The sequence below is a fragment of the Amaricoccus sp. W119 genome (genome assembly GCF_047275745.1).
Lineage (GTDB): Bacteria > Pseudomonadota > Alphaproteobacteria > Rhodobacterales > Rhodobacteraceae > Amaricoccus.
On record NZ_JBKQWU010000019.1, the window covers coordinates 33,072 to 53,286 of the forward strand.

16 protein-coding genes are annotated in these 20,215 nt (G+C 70.4%); 7 read left to right on the forward strand and 9 right to left on the reverse strand.

Annotated elements, in window-relative coordinates; all coding sequences use genetic code 11:
- Window positions 1-10: 10 nt before the first annotated feature.
- Window positions 11-1,093, reverse strand: a complete 1,083-nt coding sequence (locus tag ACLJK8_RS11885; RefSeq protein ID WP_413150484.1) for a glycosyltransferase family 8 protein — start codon at window positions 1,091-1,093, stop codon at window positions 11-13.
- A 267-nt stretch (window positions 1,094-1,360) separates the two neighbouring features.
- Here ACLJK8_RS11885 and ACLJK8_RS11890 point away from each other — a divergent pair, with 267 nt between their 5' ends.
- Window positions 1,361-2,389: a hypothetical protein gene (locus tag ACLJK8_RS11890; RefSeq protein ID WP_413150485.1), complete on the forward strand. Its 1,029-nt coding sequence runs from the start codon at window positions 1,361-1,363 to the stop codon at window positions 2,387-2,389.
- Here ACLJK8_RS11890 and ACLJK8_RS11895 read toward each other — a convergent pair.
- Window positions 2,361-3,605 carry a glycosyltransferase family 4 protein gene (locus ACLJK8_RS11895; protein WP_413150486.1) on the reverse strand — a complete coding sequence of 415 codons (1,245 nt, stop codon included), beginning with the start codon at window positions 3,603-3,605 and terminating at the stop codon, window positions 2,361-2,363. The two genes, ACLJK8_RS11890 and ACLJK8_RS11895, sit on opposite strands and share 29 nt — an antisense overlap.
- 328 nt (window positions 3,606-3,933) lie before the next feature.
- Here ACLJK8_RS11895 and ACLJK8_RS11900 point away from each other — a divergent pair, with 328 nt between their 5' ends.
- The 4 genes from ACLJK8_RS11900 (at window position 3,934) to ACLJK8_RS11915 (ending at window position 9,482) form a co-directional block, all read left to right on the forward strand.
- On the forward strand, window positions 3,934-4,881 hold the full coding sequence (locus tag ACLJK8_RS11900; protein WP_413150487.1) for a glycosyltransferase family 2 protein: 948 nt from the start codon (window positions 3,934-3,936) through the stop codon (window positions 4,879-4,881).
- The gene (locus tag ACLJK8_RS11905; RefSeq protein ID WP_413150488.1) at window positions 4,865-6,280 is read left to right on the forward strand and encodes a polysaccharide biosynthesis/export family protein; all 1,416 of its coding nucleotides are present in this window, start codon (window positions 4,865-4,867) and stop codon (window positions 6,278-6,280) included. Before ACLJK8_RS11900 ends, ACLJK8_RS11905 begins: the two co-directional genes overlap by 17 nt.
- Window positions 6,281-6,632: 352 nt before the next feature.
- Window positions 6,633-8,546, forward strand: coding sequence for a GumC family protein (locus ACLJK8_RS11910; protein WP_413150489.1), 1,914 nt, complete (start codon window positions 6,633-6,635; stop codon window positions 8,544-8,546).
- Window positions 8,547-8,774: 228 nt separating this feature from the next.
- Complete coding sequence (locus tag ACLJK8_RS11915) at window positions 8,775-9,482, forward strand: sugar transferase (protein WP_413150490.1); 708 nt, start codon at window positions 8,775-8,777, stop codon at window positions 9,480-9,482.
- Between the two features lie 98 nt (window positions 9,483-9,580).
- Here ACLJK8_RS11915 and ACLJK8_RS11920 read toward each other — a convergent pair whose 3' ends face one another.
- The 7 genes from ACLJK8_RS11920 to ACLJK8_RS11950 form a co-directional block, all read right to left on the reverse strand.
- A complete protein-coding gene (locus tag ACLJK8_RS11920) occupies window positions 9,581-11,233 on the reverse strand; it encodes a hypothetical protein (RefSeq protein ID WP_413150491.1) in 1,653 nt (550 codons plus the stop codon).
- 89 nt (window positions 11,234-11,322) lie between these two features.
- Window positions 11,323-12,465 carry a glycosyltransferase family 2 protein gene (locus tag ACLJK8_RS11925; protein WP_413150492.1) on the reverse strand — a complete coding sequence of 381 codons (1,143 nt, stop codon included), beginning with the start codon at window positions 12,463-12,465 and terminating at the stop codon, window positions 11,323-11,325.
- Window positions 12,462-13,724, reverse strand: a complete 1,263-nt coding sequence (locus ACLJK8_RS11930; RefSeq protein ID WP_413150493.1) for a DegT/DnrJ/EryC1/StrS family aminotransferase — start codon at window positions 13,722-13,724, stop codon at window positions 12,462-12,464. The genes ACLJK8_RS11925 and ACLJK8_RS11930 overlap by 4 nt, the downstream gene beginning before the upstream one ends.
- Window positions 13,724-14,737 carry an NAD-dependent epimerase/dehydratase family protein gene (locus ACLJK8_RS11935; RefSeq protein ID WP_413150494.1) on the reverse strand — a complete coding sequence of 338 codons (1,014 nt, stop codon included), beginning with the start codon at window positions 14,735-14,737 and terminating at the stop codon, window positions 13,724-13,726. The genes ACLJK8_RS11930 and ACLJK8_RS11935 overlap by 1 nt, the downstream gene beginning before the upstream one ends.
- Window positions 14,734-15,897 carry a DegT/DnrJ/EryC1/StrS family aminotransferase gene (locus ACLJK8_RS11940; RefSeq protein WP_413150495.1) on the reverse strand — a complete coding sequence of 388 codons (1,164 nt, stop codon included), beginning with the start codon at window positions 15,895-15,897 and terminating at the stop codon, window positions 14,734-14,736. Before ACLJK8_RS11940 ends, ACLJK8_RS11935 begins: the two co-directional genes overlap by 4 nt.
- Window positions 15,894-16,928 carry a Gfo/Idh/MocA family protein gene (locus tag ACLJK8_RS11945; RefSeq protein WP_413150496.1) on the reverse strand — a complete coding sequence of 345 codons (1,035 nt, stop codon included), beginning with the start codon at window positions 16,926-16,928 and terminating at the stop codon, window positions 15,894-15,896. Before ACLJK8_RS11945 ends, ACLJK8_RS11940 begins: the two co-directional genes overlap by 4 nt.
- Window positions 16,925-17,479 (reverse strand): acyltransferase, encoded by a 555-nt coding sequence (locus ACLJK8_RS11950; RefSeq protein WP_413150497.1) that lies wholly within the window; start codon window positions 17,477-17,479, stop codon window positions 16,925-16,927. Before ACLJK8_RS11950 ends, ACLJK8_RS11945 begins: the two co-directional genes overlap by 4 nt.
- A gap of 353 nt (window positions 17,480-17,832) precedes the next feature.
- Here ACLJK8_RS11950 and ACLJK8_RS11955 point away from each other — a divergent pair, with 353 nt between their 5' ends.
- Window positions 17,833-19,275: a lipopolysaccharide biosynthesis protein gene (locus tag ACLJK8_RS11955; protein ID WP_413150498.1), complete on the forward strand. Its 1,443-nt coding sequence runs from the start codon at window positions 17,833-17,835 to the stop codon at window positions 19,273-19,275.
- Window positions 19,276-19,440: 165 nt separating this feature from the next.
- Window positions 19,441-20,214 carry a class I SAM-dependent methyltransferase gene (locus tag ACLJK8_RS11960; RefSeq protein WP_413150499.1) on the forward strand — a complete coding sequence of 258 codons (774 nt, stop codon included), beginning with the start codon at window positions 19,441-19,443 and terminating at the stop codon, window positions 20,212-20,214.
- Window position 20,215: the final 1 nt, after the last annotated feature.

Genomic DNA, 20,215 nt, shown 5'->3' on the forward strand with positions numbered 1-20,215 from the left:
CGGCCTCTTCTCAGAATCGCCGCAATATCCGGCTTCGCCGGGCCAGCTTGCGCCAGGGATAAAGCCAGGCGAGACGGAAGCGGGTCCGGCGTCGGTGGCCCAGGCCCGCCTGGGCCTGGGCGGGTGGCGTCTCCGGCGCCGGAACCGCTCCGTGGGCCAGCAGCGCCGCCGCCTCCCGGTAATACCGGTCGAACCCGCCCTCCCAGGGCCATCCCGCCGCGTCCCAGGGCTTCGGGGCGCTGGAGAAATGCCAGATCCTCGGATGCAGCCCGCGCGGGCGCGGATCGAGGGCCATCATGTGCTCGCTCTGATAGTTGTAGCGCAGCGGCAGCGGTTGGACCCGCTCGCGCGCGGCGAAATTGAGCGCGCTCTGGTCGGACGAGCGGCAGCGGTCGGGATGTTCCAGCAGGAAGGCTTTCGCGACCGGAACGATCTCGGCCCAGGTCGCGCGCGAGACATAGAGCACGCCGGAATTGAAGTACTGCTCCGGCGCGCAGCCGAGCCCCTCGAGATAGGCGAGATCGCCGGCGCGGCCCCGGCCGCGGTCACCGAAGTAGATCGACAGGGCATCGGGGACCGCCATGATCCGGCCCTCCGGGGGGGGCGCCGCGAGCAGGCTGTCGAGCTCGCCATCGACCATGGTGTCGCCGTCGAGATAGAGGAAGCGGTCGATTTCGGGATCGAGCAGTTCGTCGAGCCAGAACCGGGCCAGGGCGATCGGCGGCAGGTAGCGGTCGCGATGCCCGCCGGCATATTCCCCGAAGCGGTCCAGCTCGGCCGGCCGGACCTCGATCATGGTGTCGCGGACGGCGTTCCCGATCTCGCCGATCGTCTCCGGATCGCCGCCGACCACGAAGAGGCAGACGCGGACATTCCGCGTATGGCGCGCGACCGACAGCGCGGTCGCGAGCGTCGGGATCACGTAGTTCAGGTCGCAGATCAGCACCACGGCCGGCTGGCCGGCTGGCGCCGCGGGCACCAGTCGCGGCGCGGGACCTGTCCCCGCCGCTTCTCCCCGCCGCCCCCTCTCAGGCTCCCTCCGCGGCTCGTCGTGACCGATCCGGTCGGGCGCCCATGCTCGGGACGATGACATGTTCCTTCCTCCTGCGATCTGGCCCGGGCGGCATCGCGCGCCCCGCGCGCGTCCGCGCGCCCCGGATCCGCGCCCCGGAGCAGTCCACGGCGAAACCTCGCCCGGCCGAACCGGATGATCGGTCAGGATCTCCGCCGAAAGAGGTAGCCCCGGGCTCGGCAAATGGATGCGTTCCGCCCCCGGGTTCCGCCCTAGGCTTGCGTGCGCGGCGGAGGAGTTCCGGCGGAGAAGTTCTGGCGGGGGAGTTCCGGAGGAGGAGTTCCAGGAATGATGCGACAATGCGCCGGCGCCCTCGGGCTCGCTCTCGGCATGCTGATGGCGGACCCCGCCGCCGCGCTGCGATGGGGCGTCAACGGGCATCCCCTGACCGCCTATCCCGGCATCGGCTTCGAGGAGCAGATCGACCTCGTGGCGGGGATGGGGGCGGATTCCTACCGCGTGAACATCTCCGACGCCGGCCAGGCGCCGGTGCTCGCGCGGGTCGTGGCTGCGGGCAAGGCGCGCGGCGTCACGATCCTGCCGGTGCTCACGCCGGGGGTCGATATCGCGGGTGCGAGCGCGGAGGATCTCTACCGGGCGGCGCGGAGCTTCGCGACCACCCTCGCCACGCAGTTCGGGCGGGACATCCCGGTCTGGGAACTCGGCAACGAGCTCGAGAACTTCGCCATCGTCCAACCCTGCGAGACGCTCGACGACGGAACCACCTATCCCTGCGAATGGGGTCCGGCGGGGGGTGTCGGCCAGCTCGATTACTACGGTCCGAGGTGGGAAAAGGTCAGCGCGCTGCTCCGCGGCATGTCCGAGGGGATCGCGGCCGTCGACCCGGAGCTGCGCCGGGCGATCGGTTCGGCCGGCTGGGGCCATGTCGGCATGTTCGAACGCCTGAGCGCGGACGGCGTCGCGTGGGACATCTCCGTCTGGCACATCTATGGCGAGGACCCGGAATGGGCCTTCGAGCATCTCGCGAAATACGGGCGCCCGATCTGGGTGACCGAGGTCAATCACCCCCTCGGCAGCCGCGACGGAGAGGCCGCCCAGGCCGAGGGGCTGCGAGGGATCATGACGCGGCTCGGGGACCTTTCGGAGCAGTTCGACGTGGAGGCCGCGCATATCTACCAGCTTCTCGACGAACCCTACTGGGCGCCGAGCTTCGAGGCCGTCATGGGACTTGTCCCGCTCGGTCCCACCGCCGAGGGTGGCTGGCGGGTTCTGGCACCGAAACCGGCCTATTCCGTGGCGCGCGACATCATCGTAGGCGACCGGGCGGCTATCCCGAAGCGTCCACCCGCGCCATGAGCTCGAGATACTGTTCCGCGATGCGCCGCCATTCGTAGCGTCTGAGCCGCGCGGCGCCCGCCGCCACGAGCGCGCGCCGCAACGCGGGATCGTCGCTGAGCCGGCCGATCTCCCGGTCCCAGGCGCCGGGATCGTCGGGATCGGCGTAGAGCGCCGCGTCGCCGCAGATCTCCGGCAGGCAGGGCGCGGTCGAGGCGATCACCGGGCAGCCATGCGTCATCGCCTCGACCGCCGGCAGCCCGAAACCCTCGATGCGCGAGGGGAACAGGAAGGCCACCGCCCCGGCCAGCGCCTGAGCGAAGTCGTCGTCCGGGACGCGGCCGAGCAGGACGAGATTGTCCGGTGGAGCGGTCGGGGCGGGCAGGGTGGGCGTCCCTCGGGTGGACGTCCCTCTGGCGGGCATCCCTGGGGTGGATGTCCGCGGGGTGGAGTTTCGCAGGGCGGAGCTTCGTAGGGCGGAGGTCCGGGCCGCGATCAGCGCCGCGTCGACCTCGCCCACCATCCAGAGGTCGAGGCCGCGGGCGTCGAGCAGCGGCGCCAGCCGCAGCAGGAGGTCGAGGTTCTTGTAGCCCTGGCCCCGGCCGAGGCAGAGCACATAGGGGCGCCGGGGCGCGGCGAGCCCGCCCCGGGCGGGGTCCCATCGCCGGGCGTGATCGCCGCCATTGTAGGTGACGGTGATCTTCCCGGCCGGGGCCACCCCGAAGGCGACGAGGCAGTCGCGCGAGAATTCCGAGACGGTGGTGATCGCCGCCGCGCGCCGCCCGACCGCCGGGAGGATCACGCGGTGCGCGAGCGCGAAGAGCTTTCCGTAGCTCTCCGGCGCCAGCCGGGTGTGCAGGTCGTGGATGCAGGCGATCTGCCGGCGGACCGCGACCGGTGCGAGATTGCAGAAGCTGACCAGCCCGCCCGGGACATGCCGCGGCAGCACCGTCTGCGCCCAGACGAGCGGCAGGCGCGGCCGGATCGGCTCCGGCACGACCCGCGCCGGAATCGCCCCGAGATCGAGCGGCGCGCGCCCCGCGCCCGGAACCACGATGTCGATCTCCAGATCCCGGGCGAGCGGGTGGCCCTCGGCGATCAGCGCGTCGAGCGCCAGCGTGACCTCGCGCGCGTAACGCGCCACCCCGGCGGGCGCGAGCGTGACGAAGTCACCGTTCAGCGTCCAGCGCCTTCGGGTTCTCACGCCGATGGCCACCGGATCGATCGGCGGGATCATTGGTGGGCCCATCGGCGAGACCGCCGGAACCGTCTCGGGACTCATCCCGGGGGAGCGCCCGCCGCGGGCCGTGCTGTCCAGGGGTGCCACCATACCCTCCGTCTGCTGCCCGGGCAGGCTAGACCCGCCTCACCCGAGGGCTGGCTCATCCAATCAGATGAGGCGCATATGCCTTCGCATGAGCCCGGCCGCGCTCGGGGCAAGGGCGGGGGCGCATCTCTGGCCGAATGGCGAGGCTGACGCCCGCGGCGTTTCGGCCAAGCTTCTCCGGTGACGCGGATCGGTGACGCGGGAGAGGCCCTTGCATGCGACATACGGAGCGGAGGCCGTGAGGGAGGCCATGCGGCTGGCGGTCGTGATCCCGACGCTGGGGCGCCCCGAGCAGATCGCGCGCCTCGTGGATTACCTCGCGCTCCAGTCCCGCTTACCGGAGATGGTGCTGGTTTCCGCGCCGGACGAGACGCATGTCGTCGGGCTCGGGTCCGGGTCGGGGGCCAACTCCGGGCCCAGTTCCGCGACCGGCCCCTTTCCGGTGCGGGTGGTCTTCGGTCCGACCGGGTCCTCCGCGCAACGCAACACGGCGCTCGACGCGCTCGGATGCGACTACGACGTGATCACCTTCCTCGATGACGATTTCATCCCGGCGCGGGACTATCTCGCGGGCGTGGTCGAGGCTTTCGCGGCCAATCCGGATTTCGCCGTGGTGATGGGGCGGGTGCTCCGCGATGGCGCCACCACCGCCGGGCTCGACTGGCCCGAGGCGCTCGCGGCGCTGGCGGAGCCCGAGCCCAATTCCGGGCCCAATTCCGGGCCCAGTTCCGGGCGGTCGCCGCGCCCGGTGGTCGATCATGTCGGCGCCTATGGCTGCAACATGTCGATCCGCGCCGACCGGATCGAGGGCCGGCGCTTCGACGAGCGGCTGGTGCTCTACGGCTGGCAGGAGGACATCGATTTCACCAGCCGGCTCCGCGCGCGGGGCCGCGTGGTCTGCGTCGCGGGCCTGCGTGGCGTCCATCTCGGGCTCAAGACGGGGCGGGTGAGCGGCACGCGGTTCGGCTATTCGCAGATGGTCAACCCGGTCTATCTGATCCGCAAGCGCACCGTTCCCGCCGGTTTCGCCCTGCGGCTGATGGGTCGCAACCTCGCGGCCAATCTGGTCCGGAGCCTCCGCCCGGAGCCCTATGTGGACCGCCGGGGGCGTCTCCGCGGCAACCTTCTCGGCCTCGCGCATATGCTGCGCGGGCGGATCGATCCCGAACATGTCCTGCGTCTCTAGCGCCCCGCGCGGGCGGGGCAGGGTCCCCGCGGCCGCGTTCCCGCGCGCGCACCCGTCCGCGTTCCGGACCGGGCTCGCACGCCTGTTCACGCTCCTGCTCAGGCTCGGGCTTCTTCTCGGGCTTCTGCTCGCACCGGGGCGGGCCGGGGCGGGCGAGAGCTATCCGCTCGGGCCCGAGGACCAGCTGCGGCTGAAGATCTACGAATGGCGCGCCTCGCGCGACACGATCTTCGAATGGACGGCCCTGAACGACGTCTTCACCATCGGCGCCGACGGAATCCTCTCGCTGCCCTTCGCCGGGCGGATTCCGGCGGAAGGGCTCGAGACCGGCGCGCTCGCCGATGCGATCGCCGAGAGCCTCGCGCGCAACATGGGGCTGGGCCAGTGGCCCGATGTCGCGGTGGAGGTGGTCCGCTTCCGCCCCTTCTACATCCTGGGCGATGTCGCGCGCCCGGGCGAATACCCCTATCGTCCGGGGCTGAGCGTTCTGAACGCCGTCGGCGTCGCCGGCGGCCTGCCCGTACGGGCCGACGGGCTCGACCGCATGGACCGTGAGCTTCTCGCCGGTCAGGGCGATATCGAGCAGCTCGCGCTGACCCGGATCAGCCTGCTGGCGCGCCGCGCTCGGCTGCGCGCCGAGGCCGCGGACGCCGAGGCGATCGCCTTCCCGGCGGAACTGACCGGACCCGAGGTGAACGTGGCGGCGGGCGCGGCGGCCGGCGTCCTGATGGAGCAGGAACGCGCGCTCTTCCAGGCCCGCCGGAACGGCCTCGCCACGCGGCTGCGCGCGCTCGAGGAGCTCAGTGGTTTCCTCGAGCGCGAGATCGACTCGCTCGGCCGGCAGCTCGGCTTCCTCGACCAGCGGATCGCCAGCATGCGGAAGGAATTCGAGACGGTGAGCACGCTCGTCGAGAAGGGCATCGCCGCCGCGCCCCGGCAGATGGAACTCGAACGCGCGCTGCTCCAGGTCCAGAGCGACCGGCTCGCCGCCGAGACGGGGCTCCTGCGCGCGCGCCAGGAGGCGAGCCGGACCGAACTCAGCATCCTCGAACTGCGCGACGAGCGCGCGAGCGAGATCGCGGGCGACCTGCGCGCGACGGAGCTGGAGCTTGGCGAGGTCCGGGGCAGGGCCGGGACCGCCGCCGCGCTCCTCGATGAATCGGTGACCGCGGCGCTGCGCCTCGGTCGTGCCAGCCGCGCCCGGCCCGTCTACACGATCACGAGGCCGGCGGGGGCGGGCGCGGCGGTCGAGATCCGGGCCGACGAGGCGACCGAGGTTCGGCCGGGCGATACGCTGCGGGTCGAACTGCCGCTGCCGGTTCGGCCGGCGGCGGAGACGTTCGGCTCCCTCGCCGACCCCGCGCCGCCCGCCGAAGGCGCGGAACCGCTTGTCCGCTAGCGCGCGGAGCGACCGAGGAAGCTGGGGGCGAGACGGCCCTTGGCCCACGCGGGCGGCATCCGCGGGATGAGAGATGTGATGACGCGGGGGAGGGGGCCGCTCGGGGTCGGGCTACGCCTTCCGGCCTGGCCGGCTACGCCGATCGGATCGATTGCCCGGGCTCCTTCTCACCGTAGCCTGCGGGGAAGTCTGGCTTGTGAGGTGCGCGCCATAGAGACGAACTTCCGACGCGGGCGGCCAAGCGGCGCCTTTCTGACCGGCTCCCTGATTGGCCCTCTGATCGGTCCTCCGATGGGGCCTGGGCCTCTGCCCGGACAGTTCCGTCCGGCGCGGGCCGGGGCGGTGTGACGCGATGCAGGTACGTCCCTGGCAGCCGGGCGAGGCGCGGCCCGCGGAGCCGCTGCGGGGGACCGAATTCATCGGCCTCGCCGACATCACCGCCTTCCTGCGGCGCTATCTCGTCTCGATCCTCGCCTGCGCGGCGGCGGGCATCATCCTCGCGCTCTTCTCGGTTCTCACGACCGATCCGACCTATACCAGCACGGCGCAGATCCTGATCGAGCCGAAGCTGCCGCAGTATCTGCAGACGACGAGCACGGTCTCGACCTCGCTCGACACCGCCCAGATCGAAAGCCAGATCACGGTGATGAAGTCGGAGAAGATCACCCAGATGGTGATCGACCAGCTGGGGCTGATGGACAATCCCGATTTCTTCATCCTGCGGGAGGCGACCCTGGCCGAACGGCTGAGGCGATTCGCCGGCGCGATCCTCGGCAAGCTCGGCCTCGCTCCGGAGCCCCCTCCCTTCGACCCCCTCGGGCCAACCGCCGCGGCGGGGAGCGGCGTGGCGGGGAGCGCCGGGACGGATCCCGCCGTGCCCGTCCTCTCCGATTTCGAGCGGGGCAGGATCGCGATCGATCTCTTCGCCGCGAACAGCGATATCCGCCGGGTCGGCGTCTCCTACGCGGTCGCGATCGCGTTCAGGTCGCGCAATCCGCAACTCGCGGCCGATGTCGCGAATGCGACCGCGGACAGTTTCGTGCGCGAGCAGATCGAGACCAAGGCGGCGCAGGCGCGGCAGGGCGGCGAATGGCTCGAGCGCCGCATGGGCGAGATGCGCGACAAGATGAACACGGCCACCCAGATCGCGCAGGAATTCCGCGCCCGGCACGACTACCGCGTCCAGCCGCCGGGCGCGCGGCTGAGGAACGGACAGCTGATCTACGACGATCCCGCGGGCGAGACCTCCGACCAGCCGACGCTCGAGGAACTCGAGGTTACCGCCGACACCTACCGGCAGATGTACGAGAGCTTCCTGCGCGCCTATACCGACAACCTGAGCCAGCAATCCTATCCGGTGGCCGACGCCCGCGTGATCACCGCCGCCACGCAGCCGCTGGCGCCGAGCTATCCCCGGAAGAAGCTGGTGCTCGCCTTCGGCCTGCTGGCGGGGTTGATGGCCGGGGTCGGCCAGGCCTTCCTGCGCCACACGCTCGACGGCGCCCTGCGTTCGCCGCGCCAGGTCGAGGAGCGGCTCCGGCTGAGATGCCTCGCGGCGCTGCCCGCCAGCCGCTCCTGGCGCTCGCGGCCGCGGCGCCCGGAGGAGATCGCGGAGGCGCCGCGGTCGGTCCTCGGCGAGAGCCTCAGGCGGGTCCGGTTCGCCATCCAGCGCGCCGCCGGCGAGCCGATCCGCGCCCTTGGCGTCGTCTCGGCGGCCCCCGCGGAGAACCGGAGCATGATCGCGAGCAATCTCGCCGTGCTCCATGCGATGTCGGGGCTCCGCACGCTTCTGGTCGACGCCGACACCGACCACGCGCTCCTGACACGCCGGCTTCTGGGGGAGCACGGCGGGGAGCACGGCGACGGCGGGGAGCACGGCGGGGAGCGCCGTGACGAGTCCGACGGGGAGCGCGACGGCGATCGCGGCGGCGCGCCCGCGACGGCCGGGATCGTCCCGGGGCCGCGCGGGGTCGATCTGCTGACCCTCGCCCCGGACGGGGACGCGGCGAGGAATACGGCGAGGAATACGGCGGGGACCATGGCGGGGAACATGCTGGGCCGCCCCTGGCCGTCCGACGCCTATGACATGGTCGTGGTGGACCTGCCGCCGCTGACGGCCGGGTTCGAGGCGCTGGCCCTCGGCGGGCGACTCGACGCCGTGATCATCGTCGCCGAAAGGGGCGGCACGCCGATCGAAGCGGTGGAGGAACTCGCCGCGATGCTCCGCGCGCATGGCGCGACGGTATCGGGTGTCATCCTCGACTGAGGCCGCGCCCTTTCGGCCGGATTTTCCTCTCCGATCCCGCCCGCGTGGCCAGGCGAGCCTGCCCCGGCACCCTCCCTTTTTCACCTTTCGGGACGTGGGATGCGCTCGCGCTACCGCCTTGGGTGGAGCCCCGGCGTGCCGGCCGGCGCGGGGGTACCACCTATTCCGATCTGGTCGCGATCGGGTTCCCGCCGAGGATCGGGCAGCGGACAATCAGGCGCGGCGGCGATGATAAGCGATCTTCTCGGCGGATATTCCCGGTACAGGTTCGGCGCGCTTCCCCTCTCCCCTCCATCCGGCGGGGACGAGGCAGAGGGGACACCCCTGGGTGGTTGGCCGAAACGGCTGGTCGACATCACCTTCGCCCTCATCGGCCTGATGCTCGCGGCGCCCCTGATGCTCGTGGTCGCGCTCCTCATCAAGCGTTTCGACCCGGGGCCGGTCTTCTACGGCCACGAGCGCGTGGGCTTCGGCGGCCGGGCGTTCCGCTGCTACAAGTTCCGCACCATGGCGACCGACGGCGCGGCGCTGCTCGCGGCGCATCTGGCGGGCGATCCGGAGGCGGCCCGGGAGTGGCGCGAGACGCAGAAACTCCGCCACGATCCCAGGGTCAGCCTCCTCGGCCGGGCCTTGCGCAAATCGAGCCTCGACGAGCTGCCGCAGCTTCTCAACATCCTGCGCGGCGAGATGAGCTGCGTCGGGCCCCGCCCGATCGTGCGCGACGAGCTCGAACGCTATGGCGCGAACGGCGGCGACTATCTCCGCGCCCGGCCGGGGCTCACCGGAATCTGGCAGGTGACGGGACGCTCGAGCGCGGAATATGCGACACGGGTGCTGCTCGACTCGAACTATGTGCGCGGCTGGTCGTTGTGGAGCGATTTCGTCATCCTCTGCCGCACGCCGAGGGCGCTCCTGCGCGTGAGCGAGGCCTGCTGAGGGCGCGTGGCCTTGGACCGGGGATATCGAGGCGCGGTGGCCGGGCAACGGGCCCCATGCTCCACTCGGAGCCCTGAAAGGGCAGGTTCCGACCCGGCTCAGGTTCGCAGACGCGCGATGAGAAACTCCGGCAGCATGTAGCGCCAGGCCGCTCCGCGTGGGCGGAAGGCGATCCGCCCCTTCGCGGCGAGATCCGCCAGGATCATCGCGCGCCTGACCGGTGGCATGACACGAAGCGCCAGCTCGGTCGCATGCGCGATCCGCCTCTCACGCGACAGGGCGCCAGCCGCGGGAACGAAGACGAAGGGCCAGAACAGGTCGATATCGCTGAATGACGGGCCCTCCGCGATATCGATTCCTCCCGAGGATCGGGCCGAATATCGTGGAAGCCCGAGGATCCGCCCGTAGAGTTCCGAAAGGGTGCGGGTCCAGTTCGCGCCCGTGTGGGTCGCCTCGATCGCATCGCGCGTTCTGGCGCCAAGCGCGCCGCGAAGGCCGGGATCGTCCAGGAGCGCCCGCAGCTGGCGATGCAACTCGCTTATCGACGAGGCGCGCATGAGCACATCGTCCATGCCGAGCGAATCCGCCCCCATCACCTCGCAGCCCGGACCGAAGGGGCTGTACGTGACGAGTGGCAGGCCGGAAAGACCGGCCTCGAGCAGACAGGTAATGGAAGCGAAAATGAAGGTATCGAGGTAGATGTCGGCGCTTTCCAGGAACAGCCGGTTGTCCGGCCGCTCCGGAAGCATGATGATCTGGCCCGGAACGGCGCGCATCGCGGCGGACCAGTCGGCACGGCCGCCCGGCCCGATCGCCACCAGCAGGGCGCGGGGATCGGCCCGCAGCAGCGGAACGAGGGCGTCGGCGAAACCAGTCTCGCCGATCGGCCGGTACTTTTCGCCCCGCGCGATGGTCAGGATGATCCGCGCGTCCTCCGGAAGCCCGAGCGTCCGCCGCGCCTCGGCGCGCGACCCGCGGCGTTCGACTTCGTCGAGGCAGAGCGGGAGCGACAGGCCGCGGTCGGGAGAAATGCCGCGCCGGTTCGCGCGATGCATCTGGCCCGATCGCCGGGAACTCACCACCGCGTCGACGAACTCCGCGCCGAGCCAGAACTGGTGATCCGCATGATCGAGAAGTACGACCGGCGGCCGCCGCCGCATTCCGGCGAGGGCCAGGAACGGGACGATATCGTAATTGGCGACGTGGAGGACGACGATGTCCGAACGCCCGATCGCGACCTGAAGCTCCCTGGCCCAGGTGACGATTCCCCCGGGTCGCCGATTGATCGAGCGGACCGCGCCTCCGGTCGCGCTGGCCGCGGCGATCAGGGCCTCGGAAGGCCGCTGGCTCTGTCGGGTCAGCGCGACCGAATGCGTGTTGCCGAGATCCCGCCCGATCCAGCGCTGGAGCATGCGGGCATGTCCGCCGATCACGCCGACGTCGCTGGCGATATGGAGGATGCGTAGCCGATCCGAGCGGGCTGGCCGGGCACCCTCCGTCGGGAGCAGAGCCTCCCCGATCTGTCGGATCCGTCGTTCCAGGGAGGCGCAGGCGAACATGCCGCAGTGCCAGATTCCCGCGTAATTCGCCGCGATCTGGGCAGCCGGGATCGCCTCTTTGTAGCGTCTGGCGGTGACGAGCCGATCCAGTTCGGCGGAAAGGGTCTGGTACTCGCTCCACTGCTCCGCGATCAGCCGCCGCCCCAGGGTCCGCCAGGTTCCGAGTTCGTTCCGGATACGGACATCAAGCATACTGGCATCCAGCATACTGGCATCCGGTGTACAGGCATCCAGGGCTTCCGGGGCAACCTGGCCCCGGGGCACAGCCATCTTCCGTGGAGTCATCTCCGCCCACTCCGACTGTCGTGAAGGGCATCGGGGCCGCGATACGATCCGGCACGCCTTCGGCGCGACGCCGCGTGTCGCGCGGGCATGAGGGGCTGTATCGCCTCTCCTCGATTGCTTTCCGATACCCGCCCGGCGGGAGACTCGACGTGAAGATGCCGGAACCACCTCTGGCTCTGGGCGATCAACGCGCCGAGAACCATGTTGTAACGGATGAGATAATCCGGGTTCGACGAAATCTCGCGGAGCGCCCATAGAACCGGCAGGGACAGGACGAGCTTCGGGCGTGACAACCGCCAGGGCACCGGACGGCGGAGGGCTTCCGCGACGGCGATCTGGGAGGCCCCTTCCCAATAGGCCCGTCTGGCGACCCATGCGCGATCGAGCCGCGCCTCGGGAATGCGATGCCACACCGAAATGGAACCGTGGTAAATGGAAATCATGCCAAGTTCGAACAGTCTTTCGAACAGGAATGACTCCTCTCCTGACAAGAGGGCGGTTCCCGTCCGGCCCGTCGCCGTGGGGAATCCGCCGGCCGCCGCGACCGCGGCGCGCCGGACGGCCATATTGGCCCCGACGATGTTGAAGCCATCCGAAACGGCTCCGTCACCGTCGATCTGCACGCAGGACAGCAACAGCATCCATCGCCCGGTGACGTGGTGCGCGGGGACCCCGGCCGGCCAGAGGGGAACGGTTCTTCCGCCAACCACGGCGACCTCCGGTGGCGCCGATTCGAGCCTTGCCAGCAGGGTCTTCGCCCAGTCGGGATAGGGGATCGCATCATCGTCGAGGAACGCGACCCATTCGGCGCGAGCGGCCTCGCAGGCCAGGTTTCGGGCCAGCGCCAACCCAGGTTCGTTCGAGCGCACGTATCTGGCGCCGAACTGGCGGGAGAGCCACCTGAGTTCCCGTGCTTCCTCCTCGCCCGAGCCGCTGTCGACGATGATGAGTTCGAAGCCGGCGTCTTCGACCTGCGGAGCGAGGCCCTCGCAACAGCGCCTCACGTCGGAGGCCCGGTCGTGGGTGCAGATGGCGACCGTGACGGAGGGAGCGGTTGGCATCCTGGCGGGGGAGGCCGGGGCCGAGGGCAACTCGTCCGGCAAGACGTCTGGCAAGCCGTCTGGTTCGGGCGATCTCATGGCATCTCGGCGACGCCGCCTCTCGGAAGGGTCTCGCCGCGAAAGACGATCTCCGCCGTCTTCGGCCCTTCGTATCGCAGCCGGACGATCGGCTCCGGGGGCTCGCTCGGATGTTCCCCCAGCGCCTGCCCGAGCGCCTCGACCACCCGCGCCTGCGTCTCGGCGGTCATGCCGGGGAAGAGCGGCAGGATGATCCCCTGGTCGCGCGCGGCCTCGGAGCGCGGCAGCGGCCAGCGCCTCGGCTGATCGGCATAGGCCGCTTCGAGATGGACGCACATGATGCCGCGCCGGGTCGCCACGCCGAGGTCGAGCATCCGCTGCATGACCGCGCGCTGATCGAGGCTCGGATCGAGGGTCTGATCAAGCCGGACGCAGTAGCTCTGCCAGTTCGAGCGCGCCCAGTCGGGCTCGGCCGGCGGCGCGACGCCGAGCGGGGCCAGGGCCTCGGCATAGGTCGCTGCCAGCGCGCGGCGCGCCGCGACGATCCCCGGCAGGCGGCGGAGCTGCGCGCGCCCCACGGCGGCCTGGATGTCGGTCATCCGGTAATTGAAACCCGCGACCGGATAGTCCTCGAAGATCACGCGCCGCGCCGCGTGGCGGAGACGGTCGGGGACCGACATGCCGTGCTGGCGCCAAAGGCGGAAGCGGGCGTCGAGCCCCGGGTCGCGCGTGGTCAGCATGCCGCCGTCGCCGGTGGTGAGCACCTTGCGCGGATGGAAGGAGAAACAGGCGATATCGCCCGCCGGCGCGCCGATCCGGCGCCAGGTCCCATCGAGGCGGATCTCGGAGCCGATGGCGCAGGCCGCGTCCTCGATCACCGGCAGGCCATGGGCGCGCGCGACCGCGAGGATGGCCGCGAGGTCGCAGGGCATCCCCATCTGATGCACGCAGAGGATCGCGCGGCTTCGCGGCGTGATCGCGCCCTCGATGGCGGCGGGGTCGATGTTGTAGCCTTCCGCCTCGATATCGACGAAGACCGGGACCGCGCCGCATTGCCGGACCGCGTTGGCCGTGGCGATGAAGGTATGGCTGACGGTGATGACCTCGTCGCCCGGGCCGACGCCGAGTGCTAGGAGCGCGAGATGCAGCGCCGTGGTGCAGTTCGAGACGGCGCAAGCATGCGGCGCGCCGACGGCCTCGGCGAATTCGCGCTCGAAGGCTTCGACCTCGGGGCCTTGCGTCAGCCAGCCGGAGCGGATGACGGCGCTCGCGGCCTCCGCCTCCTCGGGGCCGAGGACGGGTTGCGCGATCGGGATCATCACGCCGCCGGCGCGATCGGCGCCGCCCGCTCGGCACGCCACCAGCTCACGAGATCGCGGATGCCGTCCTCGCGCGCGATCCCGGTCCGGAAGCCGAGCGCCGCCGCCGCCGCCGCGCCCGAGGCGAGCCGGCGGGGCACCGGATTGACGGCGCGTTCGGCCTCGTGGATCGGCACGAGATCCGGGCGTCCCATCGCGGCGGCGAGCGCGCGGGCGAGGTCCAGGAGCGAGGTCTCGGTCTCGTCGCCGACATTGAAGACGGCGTCGCTCGCCCCGGCGCGCGCCGCGAGGATGTTCGCGCGGGCGACGTCGCGCACATGCACCATGTCCATGGTCTGCGACCCGTCGCCGAAGATGATCGGCGGCAGGCCCGCCTCGATCCGCTCCATCCAGCGCACCATCACCTCGGTATAGCGGCCGTGGATGTCCATGCGGGGGCCGTAGACGTTGAAATAGCGCAGTGCGATGTAATCCAGCCCATACATGTCGTTGAAGGAGCGCAGCAGGCCCTCGCCGAAGGATTTCGCCGCGCCGTAGAGCGTGCGGTTGGCATAGGGATGATGCGCCTCGGTGGTCGGGAAGTCCCCTGCCATGCCGTAGATCGAGGCCGACGAGGCCATGATCACCTTCCGCGTGCCCGCATCGACGCAGGATCGCAGCAGATCGTAGGTGGCCTTGACCATCACCTCCATCGCCAGATCCGGATCGGCCGCGCAATGGGTGATACGCAGCGCCGCCTGATGGAAGACGATCTCGCTCTCCGCGATCAGCCGCGCGATCAGCTCCCGGTCGCGAATGTCGCCCTCGATCAGCTCGACCCGCCCGCTCGCGAGCGCGGTGGCCAGATTGGCGGGCCGACCCCGGACCATGTTGTCAATGACCACGACGCGCGCGCAGCCTTCGTCGAGCAGCAGATCGACGATATGCGACCCGACGAAGCCCGCGCCGCCGGTGACGAGCACCCGGGCTCCATCCAGCGGGTTCCTCTCCGTGCCTTCCATGGCGTTCCTCATGCTGTTTCCTCGCCGACGCGCTCGGGCATGCGTTCATCCGACCGTTCATCCGGCCGCTCGCCCAGCCGCTCACCCAGCCGGTTGACCGCCTGGACCACGCGCGCCGCCCTGTCCTCGCCGAGCTCGGGGTAGAGCGGCAGCGACAGCGTCTCCGCCGCCAGCGCCTCGGAGGCCGGAAACGCGCCGCGCCGATGCCCGAGATGCGCGTAGGCCGGCTGCAGATGCACCGGCGTTGGATAATGGATGCCGGTGGCGATGCCGGCGCGGGCGAGCTCGTCCCGGGCGGCGTCCCGGTTCGGCAGCCGGACCGCATAGACATGGCAGGCATGATCCGCGGCGATCGGGCCGGCGGGCCGGCCGATCTCCGGGCCGAGCCCGGTCTGGTAGACATTCGCCGCCCGTCGGCGCCCGGCGTTCCAGGCGTCGAGCCGGGGTAGCTTCACCCGGAGCGCCGCGCCCTGCACCGCGTCCATGCGGAAATTGAAGCCGTGGCGCACGTGGTTGTACTTGCCCTCCTGCCCCCAGTCCCGAAGCGACCGGATCCGCTCGGCGACCTCGGCGCTGTTCGTCGTCACCGCGCCACCCTCGCCGCAGGCTCCGAGATTCTTGCCCGGATAGAAGCTGAAGCAGCCGATGTCGCCGATGGCGCCGGCCCGGCGCCCGCCGCGCTCGGCGCCATGCGCCTGGGCCGCGTCCTCGATCACCGGCAGGCCGTGCCGGTTGGCCACCACCCGGATCGCCGTCATGTCGGCGAGCCGCCCGTGCAGATGCACCGGCAGGATCGCCCGGGTGCGCGGCGTGACCGCCGCCTCGATCAGCGCGGGGTCCATGGTCCAGGTCCGCGGATCGATGTCGACGAAGACCGGCGTCGCGCCGGCGTAGACGATCGCCGCGGCGGTGGCGACGAAGGTCATGGGGACGGTGATGACCTCGTCGCCCGGGCCGACGCCGGCCGCGAGCAGCGCCAGATGCAGCGCGGAGGTGCCGCTGTTGAGCGCGACCGCGTGGTCGGCGCCGCAGTAATCGGCGAATTCCGCCTCGAACCGCTCGACGGTCTCGCCGAGAACATAATCGCAGCCGTTGAGGACCGCGACGACCGCCTGCTCGATCTCGGGCCCGATCTCGCGGTACTGCGCCCGCAGGTCCAGAAACGGGATCATGAGGCCTTCTCCAGCAACCGCAGATCGACGGGCTGGCCGCGCCGCCGGGTCGAGGCGGTCGCGGCGGCCAGCATTTCGACCACCCGGAGCCCGCTCTCGCCGTCGTTCACCGGCGCCGCGCCGGTCTCGACGCAGGCGGCGAAGGTCTCGACCTCGCTCAGCAGCGCCTCCTTGGCCGAGAGCGCGGGCGCCCACATGTCGCCGATCCGGTAGGAGATCATCCGCAGGTAGGCCGCCTCGGGATCGGCCGCGTCGCTGACCGAGATGCCCCGGTCGTAGACCTTGACCTTCTCGCTGGTCTGCATGTCGTCATAGACCACCATGCGGCGGCTGCCGCCGATCAGGGTCTGGCGGATCTTCACCGGGGAGAGCCAGTTGACGTTCAGATGCGCCATCGCCCCGTCCTCGAAATAGACCGAGAGATGCGCCATGTTCTCCGGGCTGCCCGGCAGGAAGCCCGCCGCGCTCGCCGAGATCGCGACCGGCCGCGCTGCCATCAGGAAGTCCATGATCGCGAAATCATGCGCCGCGAGATCCCAGATCACGTTCACGTCGCGCTGGAAGAGGCCGAGGTTCACCCGCGTGGAATCGTAGTAGTAGACCTCGCCGAGGCTGGCGTCGTCGATCATGCCGCGGATCGCCTGGACAGCCCCGGTATAGACGAAGGTGTGGTCGACCATGAGGACCAGGCGGCGCCGGGCGGCCTCCTCGACCAGCCGCGCGGCCCGTTCCGGCGTATCGGTCATGGGCTTCTCGACCAGGACATGCTTGCCGGCCATGAGCGCCGCGAGCGCGATCTCGAAATGCGTGCTGACCGGCGTCGCGATCATCACCGCGTCGATCATCGGATCGCGCACCAGATCCTGCCAGTCCGCGACCAGCCGGGCGGAGGGGTGGCGGCGGCCGGCGCGCTCCCGCGCCGCCGCCGAGAAATCCGCGATCGCCGCGATGGCGAGAGCATCCGCCTCCGCGGTCGTCCGGGCCAGATTGGGGCCCCAGTAGCCGTATCCGACGATGCCGACCCGGATCATCGTGCGACCCCCCCGGCCAGTTCGAGCGCATCCGGCGACGCGATGTCGCGCAGGCGGTTCGGATGCCGTGCCGGCTTTCCGCGGTCGCGCACATCGCCTACCACCCGGGCGGGATTGCCGGCGATGACGGCGAAGTCGGGAACGTCCCGGGTGACGACGGCCCCGGCGCCGACCAGAGCGCGCTCGCCGATCGTGACACCGCAAACGATCGTGGCGTTCGAGCCGATCGCCGCCCCGCGCCGCACCCTTGTCGGCGTGCATTCCCAGTCGTCCGCGCCGAGCATCGCACCGTCTTCCCCGGCTGCCCGCGGAAAGAGATCGTTTGTGAACATCACCCCGTGCCCGACGAAGACCTCGTCCTCGATCGTCACACCCTCGCAGACGAAGGAATGCGACGAGATCTTGCAGCGCGCGCCGATCACGCTCCCCTTCTGGATTTCCACGAAGGGTCCGATCAGCGTGTCCCTTCCCACGGCGCAGCCGTAGAGATTGACGAGATCGGGATAGCGGATCGTCACACCCCCGGACAGATCACAGGATTCCACAGGCATTCGATACGACCTCGCCGCCATGTTCCCCGGCGAGCCAAACGGCCCGCTCAGGTATGAGGCGCGCGATCGCCCGCGCGGGAAACCTCCCCATTGAGTTGAAGCCACCGCCCGCGACCGGCTTCTCCCGCGAAGGGCGATCGTCCTTTTGGTCGGGTCTCGTCCGATCCTGTCCCGGCTTGTACCCGACTTGTCCCGGGTCGCGGCGTCGCGGCGTCGCTTCATCCAAACGGCCAGGGGGACCTACCCCTTTGATGGATCCGAGCGCGCGTTCCACCTCGCGATAGGCTGGCGCGGGCTTCCGGCATCGGGCCGACCCCGGGGGAGCCCCGTGACATCCAGGATGCATGAGCCAGTTGCGCAAGCCATTTCTCTATTCCGCCTGCGACAGATACATGATCCTCGTTCTCGGCCTCGTCATGACGGCGATCGTGGCGCGGCTCCTGACGCCGGACGAGCTTGGCCTCTTCGCGCTCACCTCCGGCGTCATCCTCGTGAGCGAAGGGCTGCGGGATTTCGGGGCGGGCACCTATATCGTCCAGGAACGTGAGCCCAGCCGAACGGGCGTCCGGGCCGCCTTCACGATGTCCGTCATGATCTCGCTCCTGCTCGTCCTGGCCCTGGTCGCGGCCGCGCCCGGGATCGCCGCCTTCTATGGCGAGCCGCGGCTCGTGGGCGGGCTGCGCCTGGCCTCGCTCATCCTGATCCTGAACGCCTTCGCGGCGCCGCCCATGGCGGTCCTGCGCCGGGATCTGGATTTCCTGCCGGTCGCCGTGATCAACGTCTCGGGTGCCCTGGTCATGGTGGCGGTGACCCTCGGCATGGTCCTGCTCGGCCAGGGCTATCTCAGCCTCATCATCGGACAGATCGTGGCCATCGCATACGGCCTCGTCGCGACGCAGATCTACCGGCCGATGCTTTGGGTCTTCCTGCCTCATCTCGGCGGGGCGCGCGAAGTGGCGGCCTTCGGCGGCTGGATCAGCGCGACCTCCGTCCTGAACAGCCTCTATATGTCGCTGCCGAACTTTGTCCTCCCCCGCGTCGCGGGGTTCGAGGCCGCCGCCCTGCTCAGTCGCGCCTCGCAGCTGTCGCAGCTGTCGGATCGTGTCATCGTCGGCGCCATCGTTCCGGTGATCCTGCCCGCCTTCGCCACGTTGGCGCGGCGTGGCGAGGATCTGCGCCAGGGGTATCTTCATGGCGTCCGCCTCATCACGGCGGTGCAATGGCCGGCGCTGCTCGGCCTCGCGATCCTCGCCGAACCGGCGGTGCGCATCGTCCTCGGCGACCAGTGGAACGCCGCGGCCGATCTCCTGCGCATCCTCGCGCTGGCCTGGCTCTTCATGGCGCCGGCGGCCCTCACCTTACCCATCCTGGTCGCGTCGGGTCACACCCGCGACACCCTGACCGAGAGCCTCATCGCGCTCTCTCTCGGCGCCGCCATCTTCGCGGGTTTCGCCCCCTTCGGGCTTCGCCCACTCGCGCTGAGCTTCTTCCTGTCCCTGCCGATCCAGATGTTCGTCGCGCTGGCGTTCATCCGGAACCGGCTGGGCTTCACCTGGAAGGAATTCGCCGCCGCCTGCGCTCCGAGCGCGGTCTGCGCGGTCCTCTCGGCGATACCGCCGCTTCTCGCCGCGGCCCATGCCGGTTTCGCCTTCGCCATGCCGGCGGCTGAACTGGTCCTGGCGGTCGGCGGCGGCGGCGGCGCATGGCTGATCGGCCTCGCGCTCACGCGCCATCCGCTGCTGAACGAGCTGCGCAAGGGCCTCGCGGTGGCCCGTCGCGTCCCGGCGCCCACATGACGGCGCCCACATGACGGTGCTCCGGGGATCCTTGCCCCGCCGCGCGAAAGAGGGGGCGAAAGGGCGGGGCGGGAGGTCCCGCGCCCAACGGAAAGACAAAGGGAGGGATCCCGTTCGAAGCGGCCTGAAATCATCCTGCCATGACCAGCACGCGAGGTCTCGTCCATGAGCCGGCAGAGCGGAAGACGGATATTCGACTATCGGGAATTTTCCGGTTGGGCGCGATTTCCCCGCGTCCTCGCCCCGCTGGTCGAGCCGGAGCGCGACTTCCGGGTCCTCGACATGGGCGGCGGCGCGAATCCGATGCTCGCGCCCGAGGTCGCGGCCAGGATCACCTACGCGCTGCTCGACATCGACGCGGCCGAGCTCGCCAAGGCGCCGCCCGTCTACGGCCAGCGCTTCCACGCCGATGCCACCATCGGGGTGGAGGATTTCGTCGCGATCGTCGGGCGCGACGCCTATGACCTCGTCTATTCGCATATGTTCATCGAGCATGTGCGCGATCCGGGCGCGATCCACCGCAACATCTTCGCGGCGCTCAGGCCCGGCGGGCGCTGCGCGCACGCCTATCCGATCGCCCACAACATCCCGCTCGCGCTCAACGCCCTGCTGCCGGACGCGCTCAGCCGGCGGATCGTCCAGATCGCCCAGCCCGAGCGCGACCTCGACGGCAATCTCGGCAAGTTTCCCGCGTTCTACCGCGCCTGCTACCCGCCGTCGCGGCGCGCGACACGCTTCTTCGAGAGCTTCGGTTACGAAGTCGAGACGCATCACGGCTACGCGGGACACGCCTATTACCGGCGCATCCCGCCGCTCGACGCGCTGGAGCGGGTGGCGCGCCGGATCGCGGTCGTGGCCCAGCTGCCCTGGGTCACCTTCGGGCTCGTCATCCTGCGCAAGCCGGCCGGCCCCGGGCCCGGGCGGCGGAAGGTCCGGTAGG

Excerpts from the sequence above, each read along its gene's own strand:
- ACLJK8_RS11895 (WP_413150486.1), bottom strand. The coding sequence starts at position 3,605 with ATGATCCCGCCGATCGATCCGGTGGCCATCGGCGTGAGAACCCGAAGG.
- ACLJK8_RS11950 (WP_413150497.1), bottom strand. The coding sequence starts at position 17,479 with ATGCCTGTGGAATCCTGTGATCTGTCCGGGGGTGTGACGATCCGCTAT.
- ACLJK8_RS11930 (WP_413150493.1), bottom strand. The coding sequence starts at position 13,724 with ATGATCCCGATCGCGCAACCCGTCCTCGGCCCCGAGGAGGCGGAGGCC.
- ACLJK8_RS11885 (WP_413150484.1), bottom strand. The coding sequence starts at position 1,093 with ATGTCATCGTCCCGAGCATGGGCGCCCGACCGGATCGGTCACGACGAG.
- ACLJK8_RS11935 (WP_413150494.1), bottom strand. The coding sequence starts at position 14,737 with ATGAGGAACGCCATGGAAGGCACGGAGAGGAACCCGCTGGATGGAGCC.
- ACLJK8_RS11920 (WP_413150491.1), bottom strand. The coding sequence starts at position 11,233 with ATGCTTGATGTCCGTATCCGGAACGAACTCGGAACCTGGCGGACCCTG.
- ACLJK8_RS11910 (WP_413150489.1), top strand. The coding sequence starts at position 6,633 with ATGCAGGTACGTCCCTGGCAGCCGGGCGAGGCGCGGCCCGCGGAGCCG.
- ACLJK8_RS11940 (WP_413150495.1), bottom strand. The coding sequence starts at position 15,897 with ATGATCCCGTTTCTGGACCTGCGGGCGCAGTACCGCGAGATCGGGCCC.
- ACLJK8_RS11925 (WP_413150492.1), bottom strand. The coding sequence starts at position 12,465 with ATGAGATCGCCCGAACCAGACGGCTTGCCAGACGTCTTGCCGGACGAG.
- ACLJK8_RS11890 (WP_413150485.1), top strand. The coding sequence starts at position 1,361 with ATGATGCGACAATGCGCCGGCGCCCTCGGGCTCGCTCTCGGCATGCTG.
- ACLJK8_RS11945 (WP_413150496.1), bottom strand. The coding sequence starts at position 16,928 with ATGATCCGGGTCGGCATCGTCGGATACGGCTACTGGGGCCCCAATCTG.
- ACLJK8_RS11905 (WP_413150488.1), top strand. The coding sequence starts at position 4,865 with ATGTCCTGCGTCTCTAGCGCCCCGCGCGGGCGGGGCAGGGTCCCCGCG.
- ACLJK8_RS11915 (WP_413150490.1), top strand. The coding sequence starts at position 8,775 with ATGATAAGCGATCTTCTCGGCGGATATTCCCGGTACAGGTTCGGCGCG.
- ACLJK8_RS11960 (WP_413150499.1), top strand. The coding sequence starts at position 19,441 with ATGAGCCGGCAGAGCGGAAGACGGATATTCGACTATCGGGAATTTTCC.